Annotated in this window: 23 protein-coding genes; 7 read left to right on the top strand and 16 right to left on the bottom strand. The window is 73.0% G+C overall.

Annotation, left to right across the window (positions count from 1 at the left end; translation table 11 throughout):
* Positions 1 to 145: 145 nt before the first annotated feature.
* The 3 genes from ACVV2G_RS05860 to afsQ1 are packed head-to-tail and all read right to left on the bottom strand — an operon-like array spanning position 146 to position 3,047.
* Positions 146 to 754, bottom strand: a complete 609-nt coding sequence (locus ACVV2G_RS05860) for a hypothetical protein (RefSeq protein ID WP_453841504.1) — start codon at positions 752 to 754, stop codon at positions 146 to 148.
* A complete protein-coding gene (locus tag ACVV2G_RS05855; RefSeq protein WP_453841503.1) occupies positions 751 to 2,373 on the bottom strand; it encodes an ATP-binding protein in 1,623 nt (540 codons plus the stop codon). The genes ACVV2G_RS05860 and ACVV2G_RS05855 overlap by 4 nt, the downstream gene beginning before the upstream one ends.
* Positions 2,370 to 3,047, bottom strand: coding sequence for a two-component system response regulator AfsQ1 (gene afsQ1 / locus ACVV2G_RS05850; RefSeq protein ID WP_003974066.1), 678 nt, complete (start codon positions 3,045 to 3,047; stop codon positions 2,370 to 2,372). Before afsQ1 ends, ACVV2G_RS05855 begins: the two co-directional genes overlap by 4 nt.
* A gap of 254 nt (positions 3,048 to 3,301) precedes the next feature.
* Between afsQ1 and ACVV2G_RS05845 the strand changes: the two genes are divergently transcribed.
* Positions 3,302 to 4,081: a SigE family RNA polymerase sigma factor gene (locus tag ACVV2G_RS05845; protein WP_453841502.1), complete on the top strand. Its 780-nt coding sequence runs from the start codon at positions 3,302 to 3,304 to the stop codon at positions 4,079 to 4,081.
* 232 nt (positions 4,082 to 4,313) lie between these two features.
* Here the strand turns inward: ACVV2G_RS05845 and ACVV2G_RS05840 are convergent, their stop codons facing one another.
* A complete protein-coding gene (locus ACVV2G_RS05840) occupies positions 4,314 to 4,916 on the bottom strand; it encodes a uridine kinase (RefSeq protein ID WP_453841640.1) in 603 nt (200 codons plus the stop codon).
* Positions 4,917 to 5,108: 192 nt separating this feature from the next.
* On the opposite strand from ACVV2G_RS05840, the gene ACVV2G_RS05835 reads away from it, so the two are divergent.
* Positions 5,109 to 5,513 carry a hypothetical protein gene (locus tag ACVV2G_RS05835; RefSeq protein ID WP_453841501.1) on the top strand — a complete coding sequence of 135 codons (405 nt, stop codon included), beginning with the start codon at positions 5,109 to 5,111 and terminating at the stop codon, positions 5,511 to 5,513.
* Positions 5,514 to 5,624: 111 nt separating this feature from the next.
* Here ACVV2G_RS05835 and ACVV2G_RS05830 read toward each other — a convergent pair whose 3' ends face one another.
* From ACVV2G_RS05830 to deoC, 3 genes are read right to left on the bottom strand one after another with little or no spacing between them, the layout of a single operon-like run.
* Positions 5,625 to 6,521 (bottom strand): aldehyde dehydrogenase family protein, encoded by an 897-nt coding sequence (locus ACVV2G_RS05830; protein ID WP_453841500.1) that lies wholly within the window; start codon positions 6,519 to 6,521, stop codon positions 5,625 to 5,627.
* The gene (locus ACVV2G_RS05825; protein WP_453841499.1) at positions 6,514 to 7,956 is read right to left on the bottom strand and encodes an aldehyde dehydrogenase family protein; all 1,443 of its coding nucleotides are present in this window, start codon (positions 7,954 to 7,956) and stop codon (positions 6,514 to 6,516) included. The genes ACVV2G_RS05830 and ACVV2G_RS05825 overlap by 8 nt, the downstream gene beginning before the upstream one ends.
* 5 nt (positions 7,957 to 7,961) lie before the next feature.
* Positions 7,962 to 8,921 (bottom strand): deoxyribose-phosphate aldolase, encoded by a 960-nt coding sequence (gene deoC / locus ACVV2G_RS05820; protein WP_453841498.1) that lies wholly within the window; start codon positions 8,919 to 8,921, stop codon positions 7,962 to 7,964.
* 113 nt (positions 8,922 to 9,034) lie between these two features.
* Here deoC and ACVV2G_RS05815 point away from each other — a divergent pair, with 113 nt between their 5' ends.
* Positions 9,035 to 9,733, top strand: a complete 699-nt coding sequence (locus ACVV2G_RS05815) for a PH domain-containing protein (protein ID WP_453841497.1) — start codon at positions 9,035 to 9,037, stop codon at positions 9,731 to 9,733.
* A 207-nt stretch (positions 9,734 to 9,940) separates the two neighbouring features.
* Here ACVV2G_RS05815 and ACVV2G_RS05810 read toward each other — a convergent pair whose 3' ends face one another.
* From ACVV2G_RS05810 to ACVV2G_RS05795, 4 genes are all read right to left on the bottom strand, one after another.
* Positions 9,941 to 11,182, bottom strand: a complete 1,242-nt coding sequence (locus tag ACVV2G_RS05810; RefSeq protein ID WP_453841496.1) for a hypothetical protein — start codon at positions 11,180 to 11,182, stop codon at positions 9,941 to 9,943.
* 225 nt (positions 11,183 to 11,407) lie between these two features.
* Positions 11,408 to 13,039 (bottom strand): phospho-sugar mutase, encoded by a 1,632-nt coding sequence (locus ACVV2G_RS05805; RefSeq protein WP_453841495.1) that lies wholly within the window; start codon positions 13,037 to 13,039, stop codon positions 11,408 to 11,410.
* Between the two features lie 539 nt (positions 13,040 to 13,578).
* The gene (locus tag ACVV2G_RS05800; RefSeq protein ID WP_453841494.1) at positions 13,579 to 14,415 is read right to left on the bottom strand and encodes a purine-nucleoside phosphorylase; all 837 of its coding nucleotides are present in this window, start codon (positions 14,413 to 14,415) and stop codon (positions 13,579 to 13,581) included.
* A gap of 106 nt (positions 14,416 to 14,521) precedes the next feature.
* Entirely contained in the window at positions 14,522 to 14,959 is a 438-nt protein-coding gene (locus ACVV2G_RS05795) for a gamma-glutamylcyclotransferase family protein (RefSeq protein ID WP_453841493.1), read from the bottom strand.
* Positions 14,960 to 15,043: 84 nt separating this feature from the next.
* Between ACVV2G_RS05795 and ACVV2G_RS05790 the strand changes: the two genes are divergently transcribed.
* Positions 15,044 to 16,492: an NAD(P)H-quinone dehydrogenase gene (locus ACVV2G_RS05790; RefSeq protein ID WP_453841492.1), complete on the top strand. Its 1,449-nt coding sequence runs from the start codon at positions 15,044 to 15,046 to the stop codon at positions 16,490 to 16,492.
* A gap of 234 nt (positions 16,493 to 16,726) precedes the next feature.
* Positions 16,727 to 17,707 carry a DeoR/GlpR family DNA-binding transcription regulator gene (locus tag ACVV2G_RS05785; RefSeq protein ID WP_453841491.1) on the top strand — a complete coding sequence of 327 codons (981 nt, stop codon included), beginning with the start codon at positions 16,727 to 16,729 and terminating at the stop codon, positions 17,705 to 17,707.
* Positions 17,708 to 17,806: 99 nt separating this feature from the next.
* Here the strand turns inward: ACVV2G_RS05785 and ACVV2G_RS05780 are convergent, their stop codons facing one another.
* The gene (locus ACVV2G_RS05780; RefSeq protein ID WP_453841490.1) at positions 17,807 to 19,579 is read right to left on the bottom strand and encodes an acetyl/propionyl/methylcrotonyl-CoA carboxylase subunit alpha; all 1,773 of its coding nucleotides are present in this window, start codon (positions 19,577 to 19,579) and stop codon (positions 17,807 to 17,809) included.
* A gap of 443 nt (positions 19,580 to 20,022) precedes the next feature.
* Here ACVV2G_RS05780 and ACVV2G_RS05775 point away from each other — a divergent pair, with 443 nt between their 5' ends.
* Positions 20,023 to 20,514 carry a hypothetical protein gene (locus ACVV2G_RS05775; RefSeq protein WP_453841489.1) on the top strand — a complete coding sequence of 164 codons (492 nt, stop codon included), beginning with the start codon at positions 20,023 to 20,025 and terminating at the stop codon, positions 20,512 to 20,514.
* On the opposite strand, the gene ACVV2G_RS05770 is transcribed toward ACVV2G_RS05775, so the two are convergent.
* From ACVV2G_RS05770 to ACVV2G_RS05755, 4 genes are all read right to left on the bottom strand, one after another.
* Positions 20,483 to 21,106 (bottom strand): nucleoside triphosphate pyrophosphatase, encoded by a 624-nt coding sequence (locus ACVV2G_RS05770; protein ID WP_453841488.1) that lies wholly within the window; start codon positions 21,104 to 21,106, stop codon positions 20,483 to 20,485. The two genes, ACVV2G_RS05775 and ACVV2G_RS05770, sit on opposite strands and share 32 nt — an antisense overlap.
* 41 nt (positions 21,107 to 21,147) lie before the next feature.
* A complete protein-coding gene (gene mmpB, locus ACVV2G_RS05765; RefSeq protein WP_453841487.1) occupies positions 21,148 to 21,276 on the bottom strand; it encodes a morphogenic membrane protein MmpB in 129 nt (42 codons plus the stop codon).
* Between the two features lie 136 nt (positions 21,277 to 21,412).
* Positions 21,413 to 21,622 (bottom strand): acyl-CoA carboxylase epsilon subunit, encoded by a 210-nt coding sequence (locus ACVV2G_RS05760; RefSeq protein ID WP_453841486.1) that lies wholly within the window; start codon positions 21,620 to 21,622, stop codon positions 21,413 to 21,415.
* Positions 21,623 to 21,631: 9 nt separating this feature from the next.
* Positions 21,632 to 23,224, bottom strand: coding sequence for an acyl-CoA carboxylase subunit beta (locus ACVV2G_RS05755; RefSeq protein ID WP_453841485.1), 1,593 nt, complete (start codon positions 23,222 to 23,224; stop codon positions 21,632 to 21,634).
* Positions 23,225 to 23,334: 110 nt separating this feature from the next.
* On the opposite strand from ACVV2G_RS05755, the gene ACVV2G_RS05750 reads away from it, so the two are divergent.
* A complete protein-coding gene (locus ACVV2G_RS05750) occupies positions 23,335 to 24,201 on the top strand; it encodes a biotin--[acetyl-CoA-carboxylase] ligase (RefSeq protein ID WP_453841484.1) in 867 nt (288 codons plus the stop codon).
* The last annotated feature ends 124 nt before the right edge of the window (positions 24,202 to 24,325 follow it).

The raw sequence follows: 24,325 nt of genomic DNA, 5'->3' as shown, positions 1-24,325 counted from the left end.
GCCACCGCGCCGCTGCCACCGGGTCGTTTGCCGTCTGCCGTCAGTCGTCGGCTGCCGGTCCCCGAGTCGCCTGCTGCCGGTCGCCGGGTCGTCTGCCGAAGCTGCCCGCCGCCCGCCGTCCGCCTCTCGGCGTCGCCGGCCGGCGTCAGCCGTCGGTGACCTCCGTGGAAGGCGGCTCGTTGCTGCCCGGCCGGGCACGGACCTCGTCGGTGCAGACGTAGCGGCGCGCGGGCCGCTCGGTCGGGCCGGCCAGGACGACGGAACGGTCGCCCTCGGCGGCGGCCGAGTCGGAGAAGGTGCAGACGATCTGGGCGAGGGCGTACGAGGTGAGGTCGCCGGGGGCGGTGCCGAGGCGCAGGGTGTCCTCGGGGTCGCCGGGGCGCGGGCCGGCCGCGGTCGTCCCGCGGCGTACGTCCGTGGTGTACCCCGCCTCCTTCTCCGCGGCCGACGGCGGCGACGCGAGCTGGTCGAGCAGTCCCTGGGCGACCAGGACCCGCCGGCCGGAGTCCGTCGCGCCGTCCGGCACCGGGACCGTCCGGTCCACGGCCACCAGGGACGAGCCGCACAGCAGGAACACCCGCACCGGAACACCGGCCGCCGCCGACGACACGTCCGGCTCGGCGAGCGAGCAGCGCACCCGCGAAGGCGCGGGGCCGTAGTCCGTGGGCACCTCCGTGGCGCGGATGCCGCACCCGGCGAGCAGCGCGGCCAGTACGGCCAGCCCGGGCAGTACCGACAGGCGGCGTACGGTCATCGGACCCGTCCCTTCGCGTCCTTGCCCCTGCTCCCGTCACCCGAGGAGCCGCCCCCGGAGCCCCCGGAGCCCCCGGAGTCACCGGCGTCGTCGTCCGCCGGCGAGGACGGGTCCTGCGGCAGCCGCAGCGTGAACACCGCACCCCCGTCGGCCGAGTTCTCGGCCGTGATCCCGCCGCCGTGGATGTGCGCGTTCTCCAGGGCGATGGACAGGCCGAGCCCGCTGCCCTCGGAACGCGGCCGGGAGGCGCTCGCCTTGTAGAAGCGGTCGAAGACGTGCGGCAGGACGTCCTCGGGGATGCCGGGCCCGTGGTCCCGCACCCGGATGACCACCGCGTCGTCCGCCCGTGCCACGGACACCCGCACCGGCGACCCGCCGTGCTTGAGCGCGTTGCCGATCAGGTTGGCCAGGATGACGTCGAGGCGGCGCGGGTCCAGGCGGGCGTGGATGCCGCGCTCGGCGTCCAGATCGACGGCGTCCAGCCAGGCGCGGGCGTCGATGCAGGCGGTGATCTGGTCGGCGACGTCGACGTCGTCGAGGACCAGCCGGGCGGTGCCCGCGTCGAAGCGGGTGACCTCCATCAGGTTTTCCACCAGGTCGTTCAGCCGGCGGGTCTCGCTGACCACCAGGCGTACGGCGGGTTCGATCATCGGGTCGAAGCCGCCGCCCTCGAACTCCAGCTCCTCCTCCAGCACCTCCGTGACGGCGGTGATCGCCGTCAGCGGCGTTCGCAGCTCGTGGCTCATGTCCGCCACGAAGCGCCGTGATGCCTGCTCCCGGCCCGCCATGTCCGCGACCCGCTTCTCCAGGGCCTCGGCGGCGCTGTTGAACGTCCGGGACAGGTCGGCCAGTTCGTCGGTGCCGGACACGCGCAGCCGGGTGTCGAGCTTCCCCTCGCCCAGGCGGCGCGCCGCGACCCCGAGCCGGTGCACCGGCTTCAGCACGGTCGTCGCCAGCGCCTGCGCGAGCAGCGCGGAGCCGAGCAGGGCGAGTGCGGTGGCGATCCCCAGCGACCAGGCCAGGGAGTTCAGGTCCTTGGCCTCCGGCTCCAGCGACTTGAGCATGTAGCCGGTCGGCCCGCCCCCGAGCACCTTCGTGCCCGCCACCAGGTAGGGGGTGTCGCCGTCGGTGATCCGCTGCCAGTACAGGTGGTACGGGTGCTTGTTGGCCGAGGTGACCTTCTGCTCCCTGTTCACCGCCGTGCGCAGCGACTCGGGCACGTCGGAGAGCGCGAAGCCGCCCAGACCGCCGGAACTGCCGTACACGGTCCGGTCGTCGGCGTCCTCGGCGACCAGCAGCACGCCGAACTGCTGGCCGCTGCCCGCCATCTGCCCCGCGGTGTGCTGCAACTCGTCCTGCGAGGGACGTTCGGGGAGCGCACCCGCGCGGTTCTGCATCTCCCGCTCGAAGTCGCGCAGTACGGCGTCCTGGGTGCGGGTGAGCACCGCCTCGCGGTTCAGCCAGTACGCGATGCCGGACGCCGACACGGCCGCGGTGAGGGCGACCAGCCCGAAGACGAGGACCAGCCGCAGCCGCAGACTGGTGAAGCGCAGCCAGGACCAGACTCCCCTGCGCGTCGCGGCCCAGCCGCGTGACCCCCCCTGGTGTTCCCGTGTCACTGAGGCGGATCCAGCCGGTAACCGACACCCCGTACGGTACGGATCAGCGTCGGGGACGACGGCACGTCCTCGACCTTGGCGCGCAGCCGCTGCACGCAGGCGTCCACCAGCCGCGAGTCGCCGAGGTAGTCGTGTTCCCACACCAGCCGCAGCAACTGCTGCCGGGACAGCGCCTGTCCGGGGCGCCGGCTCAGTTCGAGCAGCAGCCGCAGCTCGGTCGGCGTGAGCTGGAGGTCCTCGCCGTTCTTGGTCACGGTCATCGCCGACCGGTCGATGACCAGGCTGCCGAAGCTCGCCGAGTCGGTGGACTCCCGCTCGCCGCGCCGCAGCACGGCCCGGATCCGGGCGTCCAGCACCCGGCCCTGGACGGGTTTGACCACGTAGTCGTCGGCGCCCGACTCGAGACCGACGACCACGTCGATGTCGTCGTTGCGCGCGGTCAGCAGGATGATCGGCAGCTGGTCGGTGCGCCGGATGCGCCGGCACACCTCGAAACCGTCGATGCCGGGCAGCATCACGTCCAGCACGATCAGGTCCGGCCGCTGCTCGCGCAGCAGCTTCAGACCGTCCTCACCGCTGGCAGCGGTGGCCACCCGGTGGCCCTGGCGGGTCAGGGAGAGCTCCAGGGCCGTACGGATGGCGTCGTCGTCCTCGATCAGCAACAGGGAAGGCACGGGCTCATTCTGGCCCATGGAGGGGGTGCGGTTCGACCTGTGGGTCCGGATGGTGTTCCGCCACGCCGCCGGAGCCTGTGAAGGAACGGTGGGGCAGCCGTGACGGACCCCTGTGACAGGTCTGTGACAGTCGGCGGACACGGCCATGAAGTCACCGCGACAGGCTTCTCGTCACAGGCAACACGGCAACACGCAGTACGGCACGTCGCCGCACGGCGGGCCGGGCACCGGAAGTCCACGACGGGGGGCGCGAGATGAACACGCTGCACGGCACCAGCACCAGCGCAGTGGTCACGCGTCTGCACGACGTGCACGCACACCGGGGGTCCGAGAAGCCCGGTGCCGACGGGGGTCCCTCCCGCGCGGGCGTGTTCGAGCGCGGGGCGGGGCGGGGGTGCGCCCGCGCCGCCGGTCGTCAGCACACCGCGTACATGGCGGTGGTCGACACGCGTCAGGGGGAGACGCGCGGGGGGACCACGTACGGGGAGGCGGAGGGGGAGCGCCGTTCGCTGTCGGAGGCGGAGTTCACCGCCTACGTCCGGGAGCGCCGCGCCTCCCTGTACGCCACCGCCTACCACCTCACCGGCGACCGCTTCGAGGCCGAGGACCTGCTGCAGAGCGCGCTGTTCTCGACCTACCGGGCGTGGGAGCGGATCAGCGACAAGGCGGCGGTCGGCGGATACCTCCGCCGCACCATGACCAACCTGCACATCAGCGCCTGGCGGCGCCGCAAGCTCAACGAGTACCCGACCGAGGAACTGCCGGAGACGCCCGGTGACACGGACGCGATGCGCGGCACCGAACTGCGCACGGTCCTGTGGCAGGCGCTGGCCCGGCTGCCCGAACTCCAGCGCACGATGCTGGTCCTCCGTTACTACGAGGGCCGCACCGACCCGGAGATCGCGGACCTCCTCGGCATCAGTGTCGGCACGGTGAAGTCCAGCATCTGGCGGTCGCTCCGCCGGCTGCGCGAGGACGAGGTCCTCAGCTTCGGCCGTGACCGGGAGGACGCCTTCGGCGAACTGGTCGCCTGAAGGTCCGGGGGGAAACCAGGGACCCGCGAGGGGCCCGCGAAAAAAAGTACGAGCCAGGGTGTATCAGGGGGAGGGCACCGGGCTCTTACTCACGGGGAAGCACCACGGGGGAACAACGGGGGGACGGGGGACGCGGGGGGAAGCACGGGGGAGCACGGGGGAGCACAAAGAGAGCGGGACTGGAGGACCGGGGGGGTCCGTCCAGTCCCGCTCTCGCGTGTGCGGGTACGTGCTAGGCGGCCGTACGGGCCGTGGCGCACCGTCCCGACGCGGCGGCCGCCAGCCGGCCCATCGCCTCGTCCCGGTCGCAGGCGTGGGCGCCCAGCGCCGTCTGCCGCGCGACGACCGACCGTTCCTGCCGCATCAGCCGCCACCCGCGGCGCAGCAGGAACGGCACGGACTTGCGGCCCTCCCTCAGGTCCCGCAGGAAGCGGCGGCGGAAGGTGGTCAGCGGTCCCCGGTTCAGACAGAGCGCGTCGGCCAGGACGCCCAGTTCGCGGCAGCGGGAGACGAGTTCGGCGGCGAAGATGCCCTCCGCGAGGAACAGCGTGGCCCGCCCGATGTCGACCGCCGCCTCGCCGGTGCGCGCGCTGAGCGAGAGGTCGTAGACGGGCACCTGCGTACGGCCCGCGCGGCACAGCTCCGTGATGGCGGCGACGGCGGCGTCCGCGTCCCACGAGCCGGGATGGTCCCAGTCGATGTCGGAACTCAGCGGCACCAGCGGCAGCGTCGGGTCGGTGCCCTCCTTGTAGAAGTCGTCGAGGCGCAGCACCGGGAGGCCGGCGTGGGCGGCGAGGAGGGACTTGCCGGAGCCGGAAGGGCCGCAGAGCAGCACGACTCGCGTCGGCAGGGGCGGATGAGAGTTCACGGGAGACCAGTCTGCGGCATCGACGGGCCGTCGGACGACCCCGCGGGGCCACTTTGCAGCGGGCGTCACACGTCGGACACGGTGCGCGGTGACCTGATCACCGTCCGCACGGTTAGCACCGTAGTCCGTAGCAACTCACACGAAGAGGTGGCAGCAGCGATGGCCCGACACGCGTCCCCCCGCATCCCGCACGCCCAGCGCGCCCTGGTCGCCCTCGCGACCGCCGGGGCGGCCCTGTCGGCAGGCGCCGCGACGGCCTCCGCGGACGGCGGCGAGACGATCGCCGGCCTGGCCCACACCCGCCCCACCTCGCTGGGCAACATCGACCCGCAGGCGGGCCTCCAGGCGGTGACCGGCACGGTCGGTTTCGTCGCCGGTCCGGTCGCGGACCTCAAGCCCAACCCGCTGGCCGGCACCGGCGTCGACCCTCTCGACAACGGCGTCGGCACGAAGGTCGCCGACTTCCAGCCGCTGGCCTCGACGGCCCTGACCGGACCGGTCGCGCAGGCGCAGTCCCTCGGCGGTGTGCCGGTGGTGGGGCAGGCGACGGAGCTGCTGCGCTGAGGGACGTCCGTCTCCGGCACGCGAAGAGCCGCGCCTTCCCCGGACGGGGGGAAGACGCGGCTCGCCCGTGGGTGCCCGCGGTGCGGTGGTGCCTCGGGTGCCTCGGATACCTCAGTACGACGAGCCGGACGCGCCGAGCGCGCCCGTCGGGTGCCAGACCGTCTTGGTCTCCAGGAACGCCGTCATGCGGTCGAGCCCCGGCGTCGCCGACCAGCCCGCGTCGTCCACAGGCTGTGGGCGAAGAACCCGCTTCAGGTTGTCCGCAGCCGCGATCTCCAGTTCCTTCGCCAGCGCCTCGCCGGCTCCCGCGAGGTCGATCGCGTTGACGTCCTGGTGCGCGGCGAGCGGCGCGGCGATCTCCGCCGTACGGCCGGACAGGATGTTGACCACGCCGCCGGGGAGGTCGGAGGTGGCCAGTACCTCGCCGAGGGAGAGGGCCGGCAGCGGGGACTTCTCGCTCGCGATCACGACCGCCGTGTTACCGGTGGCGATGACCGGGGCGACGACCGAGACCAGGCCCAGCAAGGACGACTCCTGCGGGGCGAGGACGGCGACCACGCCCGTCGGCTCCGGGGAGGACAGGTTGAAGAAGGGGCCCGCGACCGGGTTGCCGCCGCCGACCACCTGGGCGATCTTGTCGGTCCAGCCCGCGTACCAGACCCAGCGGTCGATCGCCGCGTCCACCTGGAGGCCCGCCCTGGACTTCGACAGGCCCTCGGCCTCGGCCACCTCCGCGACGTACTGGTCGCGCCGGCCCTCGAGCATCTCCGCGACGCGGTACAGGATCTGGCCGCGGTTGTACGCCGTCGCACCGGACCAGCCGCCGAACGCCTTGCGGGCGGCGGCCACCGCGTCACGGGCGTCCTTGCGGGACGAGAGCGGGGCGTTCGCCAGCCACTTGCCCTTTGCGTCGGTCACCTCGTACACCCGGCCGCTCTCGGAACGCGGGAACTTCCCGCCGACGTACAGCTTGTAGGTCTTGAAGACGGACAGTCGTGCGTCAGACATCGAGGTACGCCTCCAGGCCGTGGCGGCCGCCCTCGCGGCCGAAGCCCGACTCCTTGTAGCCGCCGAACGGCGAGGTCGGATCGAACTTGTTGAACGTGTTGGACCAGATGACGCCCGCACGGAGCTTGTTCGCGACCGCCAGGATGCGCGAGCCCTTCTCCGTCCAGATGCCCGCCGACAGACCGTACGGGGTGTTGTTGGCCTTGGCGACGGCCTCGTCGGGCGTACGGAAGGTCAGCACCGACAGCACCGGGCCGAAGATCTCGTCGCGGGCGACGGTGTGCGCCTGGGTGACGTTCGTGAAGAGCGTCGGCGCGAACCAGTACCCGGAGGTGGGCAGTTCGCAGGCCGGGGACCAGCGCTCGGCGCCCTCCGCCTCGCCCTGGTCGGCCAGCGCGGTGATCCGGGCCAACTGCTCGGCGGAGTTGATCGCGCCGATGTCGGTGTTCTTGTCCAGCGGGTCGCCCAGGCGGAGGGTGGTCAGGCGGCGCTTGAGCGAGTCCAGCAGCTCGTCGTGGACCGACTCCTGGACCAGCAGGCGGGAGCCCGCGCAGCAGACCTGGCCCTGGTTGAAGAAGATGCCGTTGACGATGCCCTCGACGGCCTGGTCGAGGGGGGCGTCGTCGAAGACGATGTTGGCGCCCTTGCCGCCCAGCTCCAGGGTGAGCTTCTTGCGGGTGCCCGCGACCGTGCGGGCGATCTGCTTGCCGACGGCCGTGGAGCCGGTGAAGGCGACCTTGTTCACGTCGGGGTGGGCGGTCAGCGCGGCGCCCGCGCGGCCGTCGCCGGTGATGATGTTGACGACGCCCTTGGGCAGGCCGGCCTGACGGCAGATGTCCGCGAAGAAGAGGGCGGACAGGGGGGTCGTCTCGGCGGGCTTGAGGACCACCGTGTTGCCGGTCGCGAGCGCCGGGGCGATCTTCCACGCCAGCATCAGGAGGGGGAAGTTCCATGGGATGACCTGGCCCGCGACGCCGAGGGGGCGCGGGTTCGGGCCGTAGCCGGCGTGGTCGAGCTTGTCGGCCCAGCCCGCGTGGTAGAAGAAGTGCGCGGCGACCAGGGGGAGGTCCGCGTCGCGGGTCTCCCTGATCGGCTTGCCGTTGTCGAGGGTCTCGAGGACGGCCAGCTCGCGGCTGCGCTCCTGGATGATGCGGGCGATGCGGAAGAGGTACTTGGCGCGCTCCGAGCCCGGGAGCGCGGACCACTTCTCGAACGCCTTGCGGGCGGCCCCGACCGCCCGGTCGACGTCCGCCTCGCCGGCCTCGGCGACCTCGGAGAGGACCTCCTCGGTGGACGGCGAGACCGTCTTGAAGACCTTGCCCTCGGCGGCCTCCGTGAACTCGCCGTCGATGAACAGGCCGTAGGACGCGGCGATGTCGACGACCGAGCGGGACTCGGGTGCCGGTGCGTACTCGAATGCGGATGCGGATGCCATGGTGATCAGTCCACCGTCACGTAGTCGGGGCCGGAGTAACGGCCGGTGGCCAGCTTCTGACGCTGCATCAGCAGGTCGTTCAGGAGCGAGGAGGCGCCGAAGCGGAACCAGTGGTTGTCCAGCCAGTCCCCGCCCGCGGTCTCGTTGACCAGGACGAGGAACTTGATCGCGTCCTTGGTGGTGCGGATGCCGCCGGCCGGCTTCACCCCGACCTGGACGCCGGTCTGCGCGCGGAAGTCGCGCACCGCCTCCAGCATCAGGAGGGTGTTGGACGGGGTCGCGTTGACCGCGACCTTGCCGGTGGACGTCTTGATGAAGTCGGCGCCCGCCAGCATGCCGAGCCAGCTCGCGCGGCGGATGTTGTCGTACGTCGACAGCTCGCCGGTCTCGAAGATGACCTTCAGGCGGGCGCTCGTCCCGCAGGCCTCCCGCACGGCGACGATCTCGTCGTACACCTTCATGTAGTGCCCCGCGAGGAACGCCCCGCGGTCGATGACCATGTCGACCTCGTCCGCGCCCGCCGTCACGGCCTCGCGCACGTCGGCCAGCTTGACCGCGAGCGAGGCGCGGCCCGCCGGGAACGCGGTGGCGACGGAGGCGACCTTCACCGCGGAGCCGGCGACGGCCTCCTTGGCGGCGGGCACCATGTCGGGGTAGACGCAGACGGCCGCCGTGGCGGGGGCCGTGCGGTCGGTCGGGTCGGGGCGGACCGCCTTCGCGCCGAGCGCCCGGACCTTGCCCGGGGTGTCCGCGCCTTCCAGCGTCGTCAGGTCGACCATCGAGATGGCGAGGTCGATGGCGTACGCCTTCGCGGTGGTCTTGATGGAACGGGTGCCGAGCGAGGCGGCGCGCGCCTCCAGGCCGACCGTGTCGACGCCGGGCAGCCCGTGGAGGAAGCGGCGCAGCGTGCTGTCGGACGCGGTGACGTCGGCGAGTCCGTGTGCGGCGGATGCAGTGGTGGGCATGGTCACCAGGCGAGCATATCTACGCGCGTAGCGGCTGTACAGCCCCGCGCGCTCGTTCCGCGGAGCGGCACCACCCATGAGCGCCGCCCGCACCGTCGGGCACAATCGGCACCATGACGACCCCGGAGCCCCAGTCACCACCGCCGCAGCCGCCGGTACCCGTGTCCAAGGACCGGATCTACCGCTCGCCCGCGGGCCTCGCCGGCGGCGTCCTGTTGCTCGCCCTCGCCCTGTGGCTCGGCATCGACGCCGTGGTCGCGGGCGACGGACGCACGCCCTGGACGGCGCTCGCGGCACTGCTCTTCCTCGTGCCGCTCATCGCCGCCTACACCGTGCGGCCCGCCGTCTTCGCGGGCGACGACCGGCTGCGCGTGCGCAATCCCTTCCGGGTGATCGTGCTGCCCTGGGGGCAGGTCGCCTCCTTCCGGTCCGGCTACTCCAACGAGGTCGCCACCGGGTCGGGCGACAAGTACCAGCTGTGGGCCGTTCCGGTCTCGCTGCGCGCCCGCAAGAAGGCCGCGCGACGGGAGGACCGGCGGGCCGCCGGAGGCGGCCGGGGGCGCGGGAGTGTGCTCGGCGGTCATGGCCAGTTCGGTACGCGGGGCGGTGGTGCCGGTTCCGCCGCCGTCGAGGCGGACGGGCCGGTGCGGGCGGAGACCGACAAGATCATGGACGAGCTGCGCGAGCTGCTGGAGGCGCGGAAGGCGGCCGACACCGCGCAGGGCGAGGTGACCGTGCGGTGGGCCTACGAGGTGGTCGCGCCGGCGGCGGCCGGGGCGGTGCTGCTCGCGGTGCTGCTGGGGACGGGCTGAGGGGGACCGGCTGAGGATCGGCTGCTGGGGGCGGGCTGACGGGGACGGACTGACGAGGGCGGGCTGACGAGGGCGGGCTGACGGGGCCGACGGCGCGGGCCGTGCGGCGGCCGGTGGGCCGGCCCGGGTCCGTCCCGTCCCGGGCGGGCGGACGCCCGGCCCCCGGGACGGGACGGACGACGCCCGGGCGGCCGTGGCCGGCGGGTGTCACGGCGCCGCGGACCAGACCACGAGCATGTACGCCCCGCAGTACGTCGAACCCAGCACCGCCGCCGTCAGTACCAGCGCACGGTGCCGCCGGGAGGCGCGGGACAGGTGCAGGACCAGCGGCAGCAGCAGCGGGAAGGCGGGGAGCAGGAAGCGCGCCCGCGGGAAGTAGACGCCTCCGCTGCCCAGGACGATCGCCAGCATGACGCCCGTGAAGACCAGCAGCGCGGCGGGCTGGCGGTCCGCCGCGGACAGACCGAACAGGACCACCGCGCCGATCAGCGTGAGCGTCACCATCACCAGGAACAGCTGCGGTGTCGGATCACGCCACAGCAGCCACCGGATCTGGTGCAGCGTCCGCACACCGCCGTCCAGCTCGTTGTACCAGAGCCGTTGTACGGCGAAGTAGCCGTCCCAGCGGCCCAGCCGCAGGCCCACCCAGGCGAGGTACGCGCACCAGCCGAGCGGTGCCAGGGCGGCTGCCGCCAGGACGCGGGGGGCGAGCCTGCGGTGGCGGGCGAGGTGCAGCAGCGCCGTCACGGTGACCGCCGCCGCCACCGCGATGCCGGTCGGGCGGGTCAGCCCCGCCAGCGAGGCGAAGCCGGCCGCCCACAGCCAGCGTTCCGTCAGCACCGCGTACAGCGACCAGGCCGCGCAGGCCGTGAACAGGGACTCGGTGTACCCCATCCACTGCACCGCGCCGACCGGGAACGCCGCCCACAGCGTGGCGAGGAGCACGCCGACGCGGCGGCCGTGCAGGCGGTCGCCCACCGCGAAGACGCCCCACGCCGCGACGAACGAGGCGACGACCGCGAGGCCGAGGCCCGTGGAGGCGCGGCTTCCCGGGGTGAGGACCGCCACCGCCTTCACCAGCACCGGGTAGAGCGGGAAGAACGCCAGGTTGTTGGCGTTGGGGGTGGTGCCGAGCTCGTGGGTGTAGCCGTGCTCGGCGATGCCGAGGTACCAGTCCGAGTCCCACTGGGCGGCCAGGTTCACCCAGAGGTCCTGGTGCCGGCGCGGTGCCCAGACGGCGAGCACCAGCAGACCCGTGAGGCGTACGGCGAGATAGGCGCCGAGGGCCGGGGCGGCGTGGTGTGCGGCCCGCAGGAGGCGCCGGGCGTGCGCGCGGGCGCGGTCGCGGGCGTCACCCTGTGGGGGCGGGGCGGTGGCGGCGGCCGGCCGGGGGCGCCGGGTGCCGGGGATGTGTCCGCCGGCGGTGGTCTTGGGCGCGGTCGAGGACACGGCGGCTCCCTGGTGGCTCTCGGCGGTGCGGTTTCCGGTCCACCGTTGCCCGCAGGGAGGCCGCGTAGGGGGAGGGTGGGTCAACAGGAGGCGGGAAATCACCCGATGGGGTGCCCCCGGGCGGGAGCGCCCCTGGCGGGCCGGGCGACGTCCGGTCCCGGTCCCGCGAGGCCCGGGTGCCGTTGGGTGACGGCCGGTCCCGCGGGGGCCGGGTGCCGCCCCGGGTCAGATGCCCGCCGCGGCCGACAGGTCCCGCTTGAGCGCCGCCAGCAGGTCGTTCGCCCTGGCCCGCGCCTCGGGGAGGCCGGAGTGCGTCGCGACCGGGACGACCACCTCCAGGTAGCACTTCAGCTTGGGCTCCGTGCCGCTCGGGCGGACGATCACACGGGCGCCGTCGAGCGTGTAGCGCAGCCCGTCCGTGGGCGGAAGCGTGTCCGTGCCCCGGGTGAGGTCCTCCGCGCCCGTGACCGGCAGGCCCGCGAGGCGGGTCGGGGGCCGCTCGCGCAGCCGGTGCATCGCGGCGGCGATGACGGAGAGGTCCTCGACGCGGACCGAGAGCTGGTCGGTGGCGTGCAGGCCGTGCTCGACGGCCAGGTCGTCGAGGAGGTCGAGCAGCGTACGGCCCTCCTGTTCGAGGACGGAGGCGAGTTCCGCGATGAGGAGGGCCGCGGTGATGCCGTCCTTGTCGCGGACGCCCTCCGGGTCGACGCAGTAGCCGAGGGCTTCCTCGTAGCCGTAGCGCAAACCCTCGACGCGGGCGATCCACTTGAAGCCGGTGAGAGTTTCCTCGTACGGGAGCTTCGCCTTCCCGGCGATGCGGCCGAGGAGGGAGGAGGAGACGATCGACTCGGCGAACGTGCCCTGTGCTCCGCGGGCGACCAGGTGCGCGGCGAGGAGGGCGCCGACCTCGTCGCCGCGGAGCATGCGCCAGTCGCCGCCGGCGGGGACGGCCACCGCGCAGCGGTCCGCGTCCGGGTCGTTGGCGATGACCAGGCTGGGGCCGGTCTCGCGGGCCTTCGCGAAGGCGAGGTCCATCGCGCCGGGCTCTTCCGGGTTGGGGAAGGCGACGGTCGGGAAGTCGGGGTCGGGGTCCGCCTGCTCCGTGACGAGGACGGGCTCCGGGAAGCCCGCTCGGGCGAAGGCGGCGAGGAGGGTGTCCTTGCCCACGCCGTGCATCGCCGTGTAGACGGTGCGGGCGGTGCGGGGGGAGCCCGCGGAGAGGACCGCGTCCGTACGGGCGAGGTAGGCCTCCAGGACGGAGTCGTCCAGGGTCCGCCAGCCGGTGGCGGGCCGGGGGACGTCGTCCAGCGCGTGTACGGCGTCGATCTCCGCGGCGATACCGGCGTCGGCGGGGGGCACGATCTGGGAGCCGTCGCCCAGGTACACCTTGTAGCCGTTGTCGCGGGGCGGGTTGTGGCTGGCGGTGACCTCCACGCCCGCCACGGCGCCGAGGTGCCGTATGGCGAAGGCGAGGACGGGGGTGGGGAGGGGCCGGGGGAGGACGGCCGCCTTCAGACCGGCGCCGGTCATCACCGCGGCGGTGTCGCGGGCGAAGTCGGCGGACTTGTGCCGGGCGTCGTAACCGACGACGACGAGGCCGTCGGCGTGGCCCTGCCGCTTCAGGTACGCGGCGAGGCCGGCGGCGGCCCGGATGACGACGGAGCGGTTCATGCGCATCGGGCCGGCGCCGAGTTCGCCCCGCAGGCCGGCGGTGCCGAACTGGAGGGTGCCGGAGAAGCGGGCGGTCAGCTCGGCGTGGTCCCCGGCGTCGATGAGCCCGGCGAGTTCCGCGCGGGTGTCCGGGTCGGGGTCCTCGGCCAGCCATGCCCTGGCCCGTGCGAGGAGGTCGTCGTGCACGTCGGTCAGCCTCTCGTGTGTCGGTCTGTGCGGGGTGCCGGTGGCGGCCCCCGTGCCGGTCTGTGCGGGTGCCGGTGGCGGCCGTCCGTGGCGGTGGTGGTCTGGCGGGGTGCGGGGTGCGGGGTGCGGGGTGGCGGCTTGTGGCGGTGGTGTGGGGCGGGGTGCCGGCGGAGGCCTGTGGGCAGTGCGCGGGCGCCTGCCTGTGTCCGTGCCCGTGCCCGCGGTCCGCGCTCGGTTCTTGTACCTGTCCCGTGCCTGCGGCCCGCGCCCCGTGGAGGTGGGCGTCGGGTGCGGGGCCGGGCCGGGCCGGTGTCGGCCCCCGGGAGGGCCCCGCCACAGGCCCCTCGCGCCGCCCGCGGCCGTCCGCGGGCGTGGCCCGCGGGCGCGCCGCCCCGTTCGGACCGTCCGGGAGACGAAGCGGTACGACCGGGCGGCGGCGGCCCCCTGAAGGGCGGGGGAGACGCCCGGCCGGCACCGGTGGCGCGTCGTACGCCCCCGGACCGCACCCCGCCGACCCGCGGACGACGAGGAGCCTGCGGCTACAGCTTCCCGAGCACCTGCGTCAGCAGCGCGCCCATCCGCGCCGCGGAGTCGCGGCCCGCCTGGAGGACCTCCTCGTGGTTGAGGGGCTCGCCCGTCATGCCGGCCGCGAGGTTGGTCACCAGGGAGATGCCCAGGACCTCCGCGCCGGCCTCGCGGGCGGCGATCGCCTCCAGGACCGTCGACATGCCCACCAGGTCCGCCCCGATCACACGGGCCATGCGGATCTCGGCCGGCGTCTCGTAGTGCGGGCCGGGGAACTGGGCGTAGACGCCCTCCTCCAGCGTGGGGTCGACCTCCTTGCACAGGGCGCGCAGGCGCGGGGAGTAGAGGTCGGTGAGGTCGACGAAGTTCGCGCCGACGATGGGGGAGGTGGCGGTGAGGTTGATGTGGTCGCTGATCAGGACCGGCCGGCCGGGGCGCATGCCCTCGCGCAGGCCGCCGCAGCCGTTGGTCAGGACGACCGTCTTGGCGCCGGCGGCCACCGCCGTGCGGACGCCGTGCGAGACGGCGGCCACGCCGTGGCCCTCGTAGTAGTGGGTGCGGCCCAGGAAGACCAGCGCGCGCTTGTCGCCGATGGAGTACGAGCGGATTCTGCCGCCGTGCCCCTCCACTGCGGGCGCGGGGAAGCCCGGCAGGTCGGTGACCTGGAGATCGGCCTCGGGGGCGCCCAGGGCGTCCACGGCCGGTGCCCAGCCGGAGCCCATCACCAGGGCGACGTCGTGGGTCTCGGCGCCGGTGAGTTCGCGCAGGCGGGCCGCGGCGGCGTCGGCGGCGGCCCTCGGGTCTACTGGGGTGGCGCCCTGGATGTCGTCCGGAAGAAGAGATGCGTTCACGCCGAAGAGGGTAGCCGGTTTACGCCTACGCGCGTAGATGACGGAGCTCACGGGATGGCGATTGTTGTTTTGTTGTTTCTGACGAGGGCGGTTCGGCGGGAGCGGATCAGCAGGGGCGCTTGCGGAGTTCCATGACGTAGTCGTGAGGGGCGCCGGCCGACTCGGCCGCGTCCGCCACCTCGCCCAGGTAGCGGGCGGAGGGCAGACCGCCCTCGTAGGCGTTCAGCACGTACGTCCACGCCTGCTCCTCGCCCTCCAGGGTGTGGACGCGGACGCGGGCGCGGCGGTATATGTCCATGCCCACGCCCTCCCAGCGGTCCAGTGAGTCCTCGTCCATCGGGGCGACGTCGTAGAGGGAGACGAAGACCTGCGACACCGGATCCTCGACGAGGGTCGCGAGCGCCCCCTCCCAGCCCATGTGCTCGCCCCCGAAGGTCAGCCGCCACCCGTTCAGCCAGCCGGTGGCGCGCAGCGGCGAGTGCGGGGCGCGGCGGGTCATCAACCGCGCGTCGAGGTTGCCGGCATAAGCGGCGTAGAGCGACATGGGGAGAGGGTACGGCAGCGGTGCGGGCGTCACTCGTGTAACAGGTGTGCCCCCGGACGGCCTTCCGTTGAAGGGTGCGGGACAATGGAGTACGTGACTCGGATCGTGATCATTGGTGGCGGACCCGGCGGATACGAAGCGGCGCTGGCGGCCGCTCAGCTCGGCGCGGAGGTGACCGTCGTCGACAGCGACGGCCTGGGCGGGGCGTCGGTGCTGACCGACTGCGTGCCGTCCAAGACTCTGATCGCCACGGCCGAGGTGATGACCACCTTCGACTCGTCGTACGAGGAACTGGGGATCATCGTCGCCGACGACACCCCGCCCATGGAGCAGGCCGCCCGGGTGGTGGGGGTCGACCTGGGGAAGGTCAACCGGCGGGTGAAGCGGCTCGCCCTGGCCCAGTCGCACGACATCACCGCCTCCGTGACGCGGGCGGGCGCGCGGGTCATGCGCGGGCGCGGGCGCCTGGAGGGCATGCAGGGTCTCGACGGGTCGCGCAAGGTCGTGGTGCGCGCCGCCGACGGGAGCGAGGAGACGCTCACCGCGGACGCGGTGCTCATCGCCACCGGCGGCCACCCCCGCGAGCTGCCCGACGCCCGGCCCGACGGCGAGCGCATCCTGAACTGGACCCAGGTGTACGACCTCGACGAGCTGCCCGAGGAGCTCATCGTCGTCGGCTCCGGTGTCACCGGTGCCGAGTTCGCCGGCGCCTACCAGGCCCTCGGCTCCAAGGTCACGCTCGTGTCGTCGCGGGACCGGGTGCTGCCCGGCGAGGACCCCGACGCCGCCGCCGTGCTGGAGGACGTCTTCCGGCGGCGCGGCATGAACGTGATGTCGCGGTCCCGGGCCGAGTCCGCCAAACGGGTGGGGGACCGGGTCGAGGTCACCCTGTCGGACGGACGGGTCATCACCGGGTCGCACTGCCTGATGGCCGTCGGCGCCATCCCCAACACCGAGGGCATGGGGCTCGAGGAGGCCGGGGTCAAGCTCAAGGACTCCGGGCACATCCGTACCGACCGCGTCTCGCGGACCTCGGCTCCCGGCGTGTACGCCGCCGGTGACGTCACCGGCGTCTTCGCGCTCGCCTCGGTGGCCGCGATGCAGGGGCGGATCGCCATGTACCACTTCCTCGGGGACGCGGTCACCCCGCTCAACCTGAAGACCGTCTCCGCCAACGTCTTCACCGACCCCGAGATCGCCACCGTCGGGTACTCGCAGGCCGACGTCGACGGCGGCAGGATCGACGCCCGCGTGGTGAAGCTGCCGCTGCTGCGCAACCCGCGCGCCAAGATGCAGGGCATCCGGGACGGTTTCGTCAAGATCTTCTGCCGGCCCGGTACCGAGATCGTGGTGGGCGGTGTGGTCGTGGCGCCGCGCGCCTCGGAACTCATCCACCCCATCTCGATCGCGGTCGACAACAACCTGACGGTCGAACAGATCGCGAACGCCTTCACCGTGTACCCCTCCCTCTCGGGATCGATCGCGGAGGTGGCCCGGCAGCTGCAGACCCGGAAGGCCGCCGGGGACGCGTAGCGCGTCGTCCGGGCGCGTCGTCCGGCGGGGAGCCAAGTGCGGTGTGCGGCAGGCGCCTTGCCGTCCGCACGGCCGGAGGCCGGCCCGCCGGTCACGGAGTGTCGCGGAGCGTGCGGGTGGCATGGGCGGGCGGGGTAGGCGCGTATACCACTTCCAGGTCCACCATGCGAACAACTTCTGTTATTCGGCGCATACTGCTGAAAGCAGACGGTCGCTGGGGTTACTGTCAGTTTCGTGTTCGCTGCAGAACGTCGCCAATTGATCCTCGAAATGGTGCGAGCGAACGGGGCCGTGTCGCTCCGTGAGCTCGCCCGCGTCGTCCAGACCTCAGAAGTGACCGTACGGCGGGACGTGCGGGCACTGGAGGCAGAAGGACTCCTCGACCGCCGGCACGGCGGTGCGGTACTGCCGGGCGGGTTCACGCGAGAGTCCGGCTTCCCGCAGAAGTCCCATCTCGCGACCGCCGAGAAGACGGCCATCGCCGACCTCGCCGCGGGCTTCGTCGAAGAGGGCGAGGCCATCGTGGTCGGGGCGGGGACCACCACGCAGGAGCTGGCGCGCCGGCTCGCGCGGGTGCCCGGACTGACCGTCGTCACCAACTCGCTGCTGGTGGCCCAGGCCCTCGCCCACGCCAACCGGGTCGAGGTGGTGATGACCGGCGGCACGCTCCGCGGGTCCAACTACGCCCTGGTCGGGTCGGGGGCCGAACAGTCCCTCCAGGGGCTGCGGGTGTCCAAGGCCTTCCTGTCCGGGAGCGGGCTGACGGCGGAGCGGGGGCTGTCCACGTCCAACATGCTGTCGGCGTCGGTCGACCGTGCGCTGGTGCAGGCCGCCGCCGAGGTCGTCGTCCTCGCCGACCACTCCAAGCTGGGCACGGACACCATGTTCCAGACCGTGCCCACGGACGTCGTCACCCGCCTGGTGACCGACGAGCCGCCCGCCCACGACGACCGCGCCGGCACCGAGCTGCAGGCGCTGGCCGACCAGGGCGTGCAGATCGCGGTGGCGGGGGCGTCGAAGGGCGCGACGGGCGGCTCCGGGGCCCCCGCGGGGGGTGAGTCCGCCCCGGCGCGTCAGCAGCGCCGGGACGTGCCGCTCCCGGGGCCACGCCGTCAGGTCCCGGGCACCGGAACGGGACTGCGGTCGGCCGCGGCCCTGGGCGAGCAGAACCCCGGCGCGGAGCGGGCTCGGGTCGCGGATCTGCGCCGACGCTGAGCCGCCGCACGGTCCGTCGCGCCGCGGCGCCGGAAACGGGGCGCCCGGCGGACCGGGTGAAGCGGTCCGCCGGGCGCCCCCGTCGTGTCGTACCGGCGCTCAGTCCTTGATCTCGCAGAGGGGCGCGCCGGAGGTGACCGAGGCGCCGACGGTGGCGTCGAGGCCCTTGACGGTGCCGGATTTGTGGGCGTTGAGGGGCTGTTCCATCTTCATGGCCTCCAGGACGACGATCAGGTCGCCCTCCTGGACTTGCTGGCCTTCTTCCACGGCGATCTTGACGATGGTGCCCTGCATGGGGGAGGCGAGGGTGTCGCCGGAGGCGGCGGGGCCGGACTTCTTGGCCGCGCGGCGTTTGGGTTTGGCGCCGGCCGCGAGGCCGGTGCGGGCCAGGGACATGCCCAGCGAGGAGGGGAGGGAGACCTCCAGGCGCTTGCCGCCGACCTCGACGACGACGGTCTCGCGGCCGGTGTCCTCGTCGGTGTCGGTGTCGGCGAGGGCGGTGAAGGGCCTGATGTCGTTGACGAACTCCGTTTCGATCCAGCGGGTGTGGACCGTGAAGGGGTCGGTCGTGCCGGTCAGTTCGGGGGCGAAGGCCGGGTCGGTGACGACCGCGCGGTGGAAGGGGAGGGCGGTGGCCATGCCCTCGACGGTGAATTCCTCCAGGGCGCGGGCGGCGCGCTGGAGAGCTTCCTTGCGGGTGCGGCCGGTGACGATCAGCTTGGCGAGCAGGGAGTCCCAGGCCGGGCCGATCACGGAGCCGGACTCGACGCCGGCGTCGAGGCGGACGCCGGGGCCGGTGGGCGGGTGGAAGGTGGTGACGGTGCCGGGGGCGGGGAGGAAGCCGCGGCCGGGGTCCTCGCCGTTGATGCGGAACTCGAAGGAGTGGCCGCGCAGCTCGGGGTCGTCGTAGCCGAGTTCCTCGCCGTCGGCGATGCGGAACATCTCGCGGACCAGGTCGATGCCGGCGACTTCCTCGGTGACCGGGTGTTCGACCTGGAGGCGGGTGTTGACCTCCAGGAAGGAGATCGTGCCGTCGAGGCCGACGAGGAACTCCACGGTGCCGGCGCCGACGTAGCCGGCTTCCTTGAGGATGGCCTTGGAGGAGGCGTACAGCTCGTCGAGCTGGGCCTGGGAGAGGAAGGGGGCGGGGGCCTCCTCGACCAGTTTCTGGTGGCGGCGCTGCAGGGAGCAGTCACGGGTGGAGACGACGACCACGTTGCCGTGGGTGTCGGCCAGACACTGGGTCTCCACGTGGCGGGGCTTGTCGAGGTAGCGCTCGACGAAGCACTCGCCGCGGCCGAAGGCGGCGACGGCCTCGCGGACGGCGGAGTCGTACAGCTCGGGGACCTCGTCCAGGGTGCGGGCGACCTTGAGGCCGCGTCCGCCGCCGCCGAAGGCGGCCTTGATCGCGATGGGCAGGCCGTGTTCCTCCGCGAAGGCGACGACCTCGTCCGCACCCGAGACCGGGTCGGGGGTGCCCGCGACGAGGGGGGCGCCGGCCCGCTGGGCGATGTGACGGGCGGCGACCTTGTCGCCCAGGTCGCGGATGGCCTGCGGGGGCGGACCGATCCAGGTCAGACCCGCGTCCAGGACCGCCTGCGCGAACTCGGCGTTCTCGGAGAGGAATCCGTACCCGGGGTGGATGGCGTCCGCGCCCGACTCGCTCGCTGCCTTCAGGACTTTGGCGATGTCCAGATAGCTGGCGGCGGGGGTGTCACCACCCAGGGCGAACGCCTCATCAGCGGCGCGGACATGCAGAGCGTCCCGGTCCGGGTCCGCGTAGACGGCCACGCTCGCGATCCCGGCGTCCCGGCAGGCCCGGGCCACGCGGACAGCGATTTCGCCACGATTGGCGATGAGCACCTTGCGCACGATTGAGGCTCCCTCCTTGAAACAAGCCGAGTTTAGGGACTGCCGACACGGCACTTCGACCCGTCCCCAATGGTGAGCTTGCCCACACGGAGCGTGATTCGAGGCTCACTCGACCCGCGAAATCCCTTGTAGCGCCGCGAAGCACAGCACTCCTGCGGCAAACCCTAGCCGTCCGGTGTGGGCGAGGTCTCTGTAAGAGGGTGCTGCGGGCCACTCCGTTTCTTTGTGGAGTCCCTACGAATGGCCCAATGATTCTTTGCCCGGGCCGGATCTCTTGCCGCGGTGTTTACCCGTGAGTAGCGTTCCGGATGTTGAAGAACGTGCACGGCCCGGAGGGCCTCCTTGAGGGGTGGTGGCCGGGCGACGGGCGGGATTACTTGGGGTAACAGCTGTCCTGTGCGGCAGCGGTCGGAAGCGGGGGGCCGGTGACGGTGCGCAGGCCGGTGGCGTGGACCGTGGCGGTCGTGCTCTTCGCGGAGGCGGTCGGCATCGCGTCGCTGAACTGGTTCCTGGGGGTCGTCGTGGACCGCCAGGACATGTCCCTGGCCGGTCTCGACCCGGACGCGATGGCCGTGTCCTCGAAGATCGGCGGGGTCGTCTTCGGGCTCTACTTCGCCCTGTGCGGGCTGGTCGCCCTGCTCGTGGCGCTGCGCGACCGCCCGCCCGCCGGCCTCGGCCGGGTGCTGCTGATCAGCGCGGCCGTGGTGCACGGGCTGCTCGGCGCCTTCGGCTGGGGGCTGGTGGGCCCGCACGCCTTCCTGTTCATGGTCCTCGTCCTGGCCCTCGTCGTGCTGCTGCTGATGCCCTACGACGCCCAGACGCGGCCCGCGACCGGTGGGCCCGCGACCGGTGGGTCCCCGGCCGGTGGGCCCCAGGCCGGCAAGGGAGACGACGGCTCCCCGGTCAGCCCTCCGCAGACGCCCACAACTCCGTGATGCCGACCCCGAGCTCGGCCAGGAGGCGCCGCAGGAGGGGCAGGCTGAGGCCGATCACGTTCCCGTGGTCGCCCTCGATGCCCTCGATGAACGGGGCCGAGCGGCCGTCCAGGGTGAACGCCCCGGCGACGTACAGGGGCTCGCCGGAGGCCACGTAGGCCGCGATCTCCGCGTCGGTCGGTTCGCCGAAGCGGACGACGGTGGAGGCGGTCGCCGAGACGTGGCGGCCGGAGGCGGTGTCCCAGAGGCAGTGGCCGGTCTGCAGGGTGCCCGCCCGGCCGCGCATCGCCTTCCAGCGGGCGGTGGCCTCCTCGGCGTCCGCCGGCTTGCCGAGGGCCCGCCCGTCCAGGTCGAGCACCGAGTCGCAGCCGATCACCAGGGCGCCGCGCACCTCGGGCTTCGCGGCCACGACGGAGGCCTTGGCCTCGGCGAGGGCGAGGGCCAGCTCGGCGGGGGTGGGCGCGGTGACGGCGTCCTCGTCGACGCCGCTCACCAGCACCTCCGGGACGAGCCCGGCCTGGCGCAGCAGGCCGAGCCTGGCCGGGGACTGGGAGGCGAGGACGAGGCGGCGGCGCGGCTGCTGGTCTGTCATGGGATCAAGCGTATCCGCGGCGCCGGGAGGGGCCGGCCGGTCTACCTGAGGCCGATGACGATCATCGCGAGGACCATGGCCGACGCCAGGAAGACGCTCAGCCGCCGCAGCATGTGCTGCATGGCGCGCAGTTCCTCGGGCGGCTCGTTCTCGGGGTCGGACCACAGCATGCCACCAGCGTGCGGCCCGGCCCGGGGGCGGCGCGTGAGTACGGGTACCTAGATTCGGGGCGCGGGGCTCCTCCCGGGCGCGCCCACGCGGCCGGGCCGCGGGCCGGCACGGCCCCGCGCCCCGGGGACGCGGTCCTCAGCCCGGCCAGAAGGTGCGGGCCCAGGACGCGGGGCCCGGCGGGGGCAGATGCCGGCCGGCGATGCGGGACGGGTCGGACCACGCGTCGCGCGGCCCCCGGGCGCCGGACGGCTCCGTTTCCGCCGTCGCCGCGCGGGCCCGCACCACCGCCAGGGCGGCGGCCAGCTCCTCCGGGGTGGGATTGCCCCGTACGACCTTGATCGTCACAGCGGCTCCTTACAGGGGGATGTTGCCGTGCTTCTTCGGAGGGAGGGATTCCCGCTTGGTGCGCAGCTGACGCAGGCCGCGGACGATGTGGCGGCGGGTGTCGGACGGCATGATCACCGCGTCGACGTAACCGCGTTCGGCGGCCGTGTAGGGGTTGAGGAGGGTGTCCTCGTACTCCCGGATCAGGCGGGCGCGGGTGGCCTCGGCGTCGTCACCGGCCTCGGCGATGGTGCGCCGGTGCAGGATGTTGACGGCGCCCTGGGCGCCCATGACGGCGATCTGGGCGGTCGGCCAGGCCAGGTTGAGGTCGGCGCCCAGGTGCTTGGAGCCCATGACGTCGTAGGCGCCGCCGAAGGCCTTGCGGGTGATGACCGTGATCAGGGGCACGGTGGCCTCGGCGTAGGCGAAGATCAGCTTGGCGCCGCGGCGGATGATGCCGTCGTGCTCCTGGTCGACACCGGGCAGGAAGCCGGGGACGTCCACGAAGGTGATCACGGGGACGTTGAAGGCGTCGCAGGTCCGCACGAAGCGGGCCGCCTTCTCGGAGGCGGTGATGTCCAGGCAGCCGGCGAACTGCATCGGCTGGTTGGCGACGATGCCGACCGGACGGCCCTCGACGCGGCCGAAGCCGGTGAGGATGTTCGGCGCGAACAGCGGCTGCGTCTCGAGGAACTCGGCGTCGTCGAGGACGTGCTCGATGACGGTGTGCATGTCGTAGGGCTGGTTCGCCGAGTCCGGGACGATCGTGTCCAGCCCGGCGTCCTCGTCGGTGAGGGCGAGGTCCGCCTCCTCCGGGAAGGCGGGGGGCTCGGAGAGGTTGTTGGACGGCAGGTACGACAGCAGCTGCTTGACGTACTCGACGGCGTCCTTCTCGTCACCGGCCATGTGGTGGGCCACGCCCGAGCTGGTGTTGTGGGTGCGGGCGCCGCCCAGCTCCTCGAAGCCGACGTCCTCGCCGGTGACGGTCTTGATGACGTCGGGCCCGGTGATGAACATGTGCGAGGTCTGGTCGACCATCACCGTGAAGTCGGTGATCGCCGGGGAGTACACGGCACCGCCCGCGCAGGGGCCGACGACCAGGCTGATCTGCGGGATGACACCGGAGGCGTGGGTGTTGCGGCGGAAGATCTCGCCGTACGCGCCGAGCGAGGCCACGCCCTCCTGGATGCGGGCGCCGCCGGAGTCGTTGATGCCGATGACCGGGCAGCCCGTCTTCAGCGCGAAGTCCATGACCTTGAGGATCTTCTGCCCGTAGACCTCGCCCAGCGCGCCGCCGAAGACGGTGAAGTCCTGCGAGAAGACGGCGACCGGGCGGCCGTCGACGGTGCCGTAACCGGTGACGACGCCGTCGCCGTAGGGGCGGTTGGCGTCCAGGCCGAAGTTGGTGGAGCGGTGGCGGGCGAACTCGTCCAGCTCGACGAACGAGCCCTCGTCGAGCAGGAGGCCGATGCGCTCACGGGCCGTCAGCTTGCCCTTGGCGTGCTGCTTCTCGACGGCGCGGTCCGAACCGGCGTGCGTCGCTTCCTCGATACGGCGCCTCAGGTCCGCGAGCTTGCCCGCGGTCGTGTGGATGTCGGGCTGCTGCTCTTCCGGCTCGGACATCGGGATGCGGCTCCCTGCCTGCTCAAAAGGGGGGACGGTTACTCGTTCGTAGAGTAGTGGGGGGCCTTCCGATCGGCAGTGCGGTGTTTCCCACACCTAGGGTGGGTTGCATGACGCCCCGAGATGCCTCTGACTCCCCCCGCGGCCGGTGGTCCGACCTGAGCCGGCCGCCCCTCAGCACCACGGCCCTGCGCCGGGGGCTCGTGCGGGGGGACGGACTGTGGCGTCAGGTGGACGTGGTGCAGCGCACCGGCTCCACCAACTCCGACCTCGTGGCCCTCGCCGTCGCGGGCGAGGCGGGTGAGGGCGCGGTGCTGGTCGCCGAGGAGCAGACGGCCGCCCGGGGGCGCCTGGACCGGCAGTGGACGGCACCCGCCCGCTCCGGCCTCTTCTTCTCCGTACTGCTGGACCCCGCCGACGTCCCCGTGACCCGCTGGGGCTGGCTGCCGCTGCTCACCGGCGTCGCGGTGGCGACCGGACTGTCCCGGGCGGCGGGCGTGGACACCGCCCTGAAGTGGCCCAACGACCTGCTCGTCACGGTCGGCGACGAGGAGCGCAAGACGGGCGGCATCCTGGCCGAGCGGGCCGGCGACGCCGGGATCGTCATCGGCGTCGGCATCAACGTCACCCTCCAGGCGGACGAACTGCCCGTCCCGGGGGCCGGCTCGCTGGCGCTGGCCGGTGCCGTCAGCACCGACCGGGACCCGCTGCTGCGGGGCGTGCTGCGGTCGCTGGAGGACTGGTACGGGCGGTGGCGCGCGGCCGGGGGCGACCCGGCGGCCAGCGGTCTCCAGGAGACGTACGCGGCGGGGTGCGCGACGCTGGGACGGGTGGTGCGCGCGGAGCTTCCGGGGGACCGGTCGCTCGTCGGGGAGGCGGTGGCCGTGGACGGGGAGGGCCGGCTGGTGCTGGCCACGGAGGCGGGCGTGCAGGAGCCGGTGGGGGCGGGGGACATCGTCCATCTGCGACCGGCGTGAGCGCTCCCGCCCCGCCGGTACCGGGGTGCCACCGCCGGCTCCGCGTGACGGAGTGAGCTGGGGCACACCTGACGTAAAGTTGGGGCCGGTCGAACCTGACCGCGGCAGATCGGAAGGGCAGCAG

The sequence above is a fragment of the Streptomyces sp. JK94 genome (genome assembly GCF_053613315.1).
The sequence above is the reverse complement of the archived record's forward strand: the minus strand, read 5'-3'. Positions and strand labels throughout refer to the sequence as shown.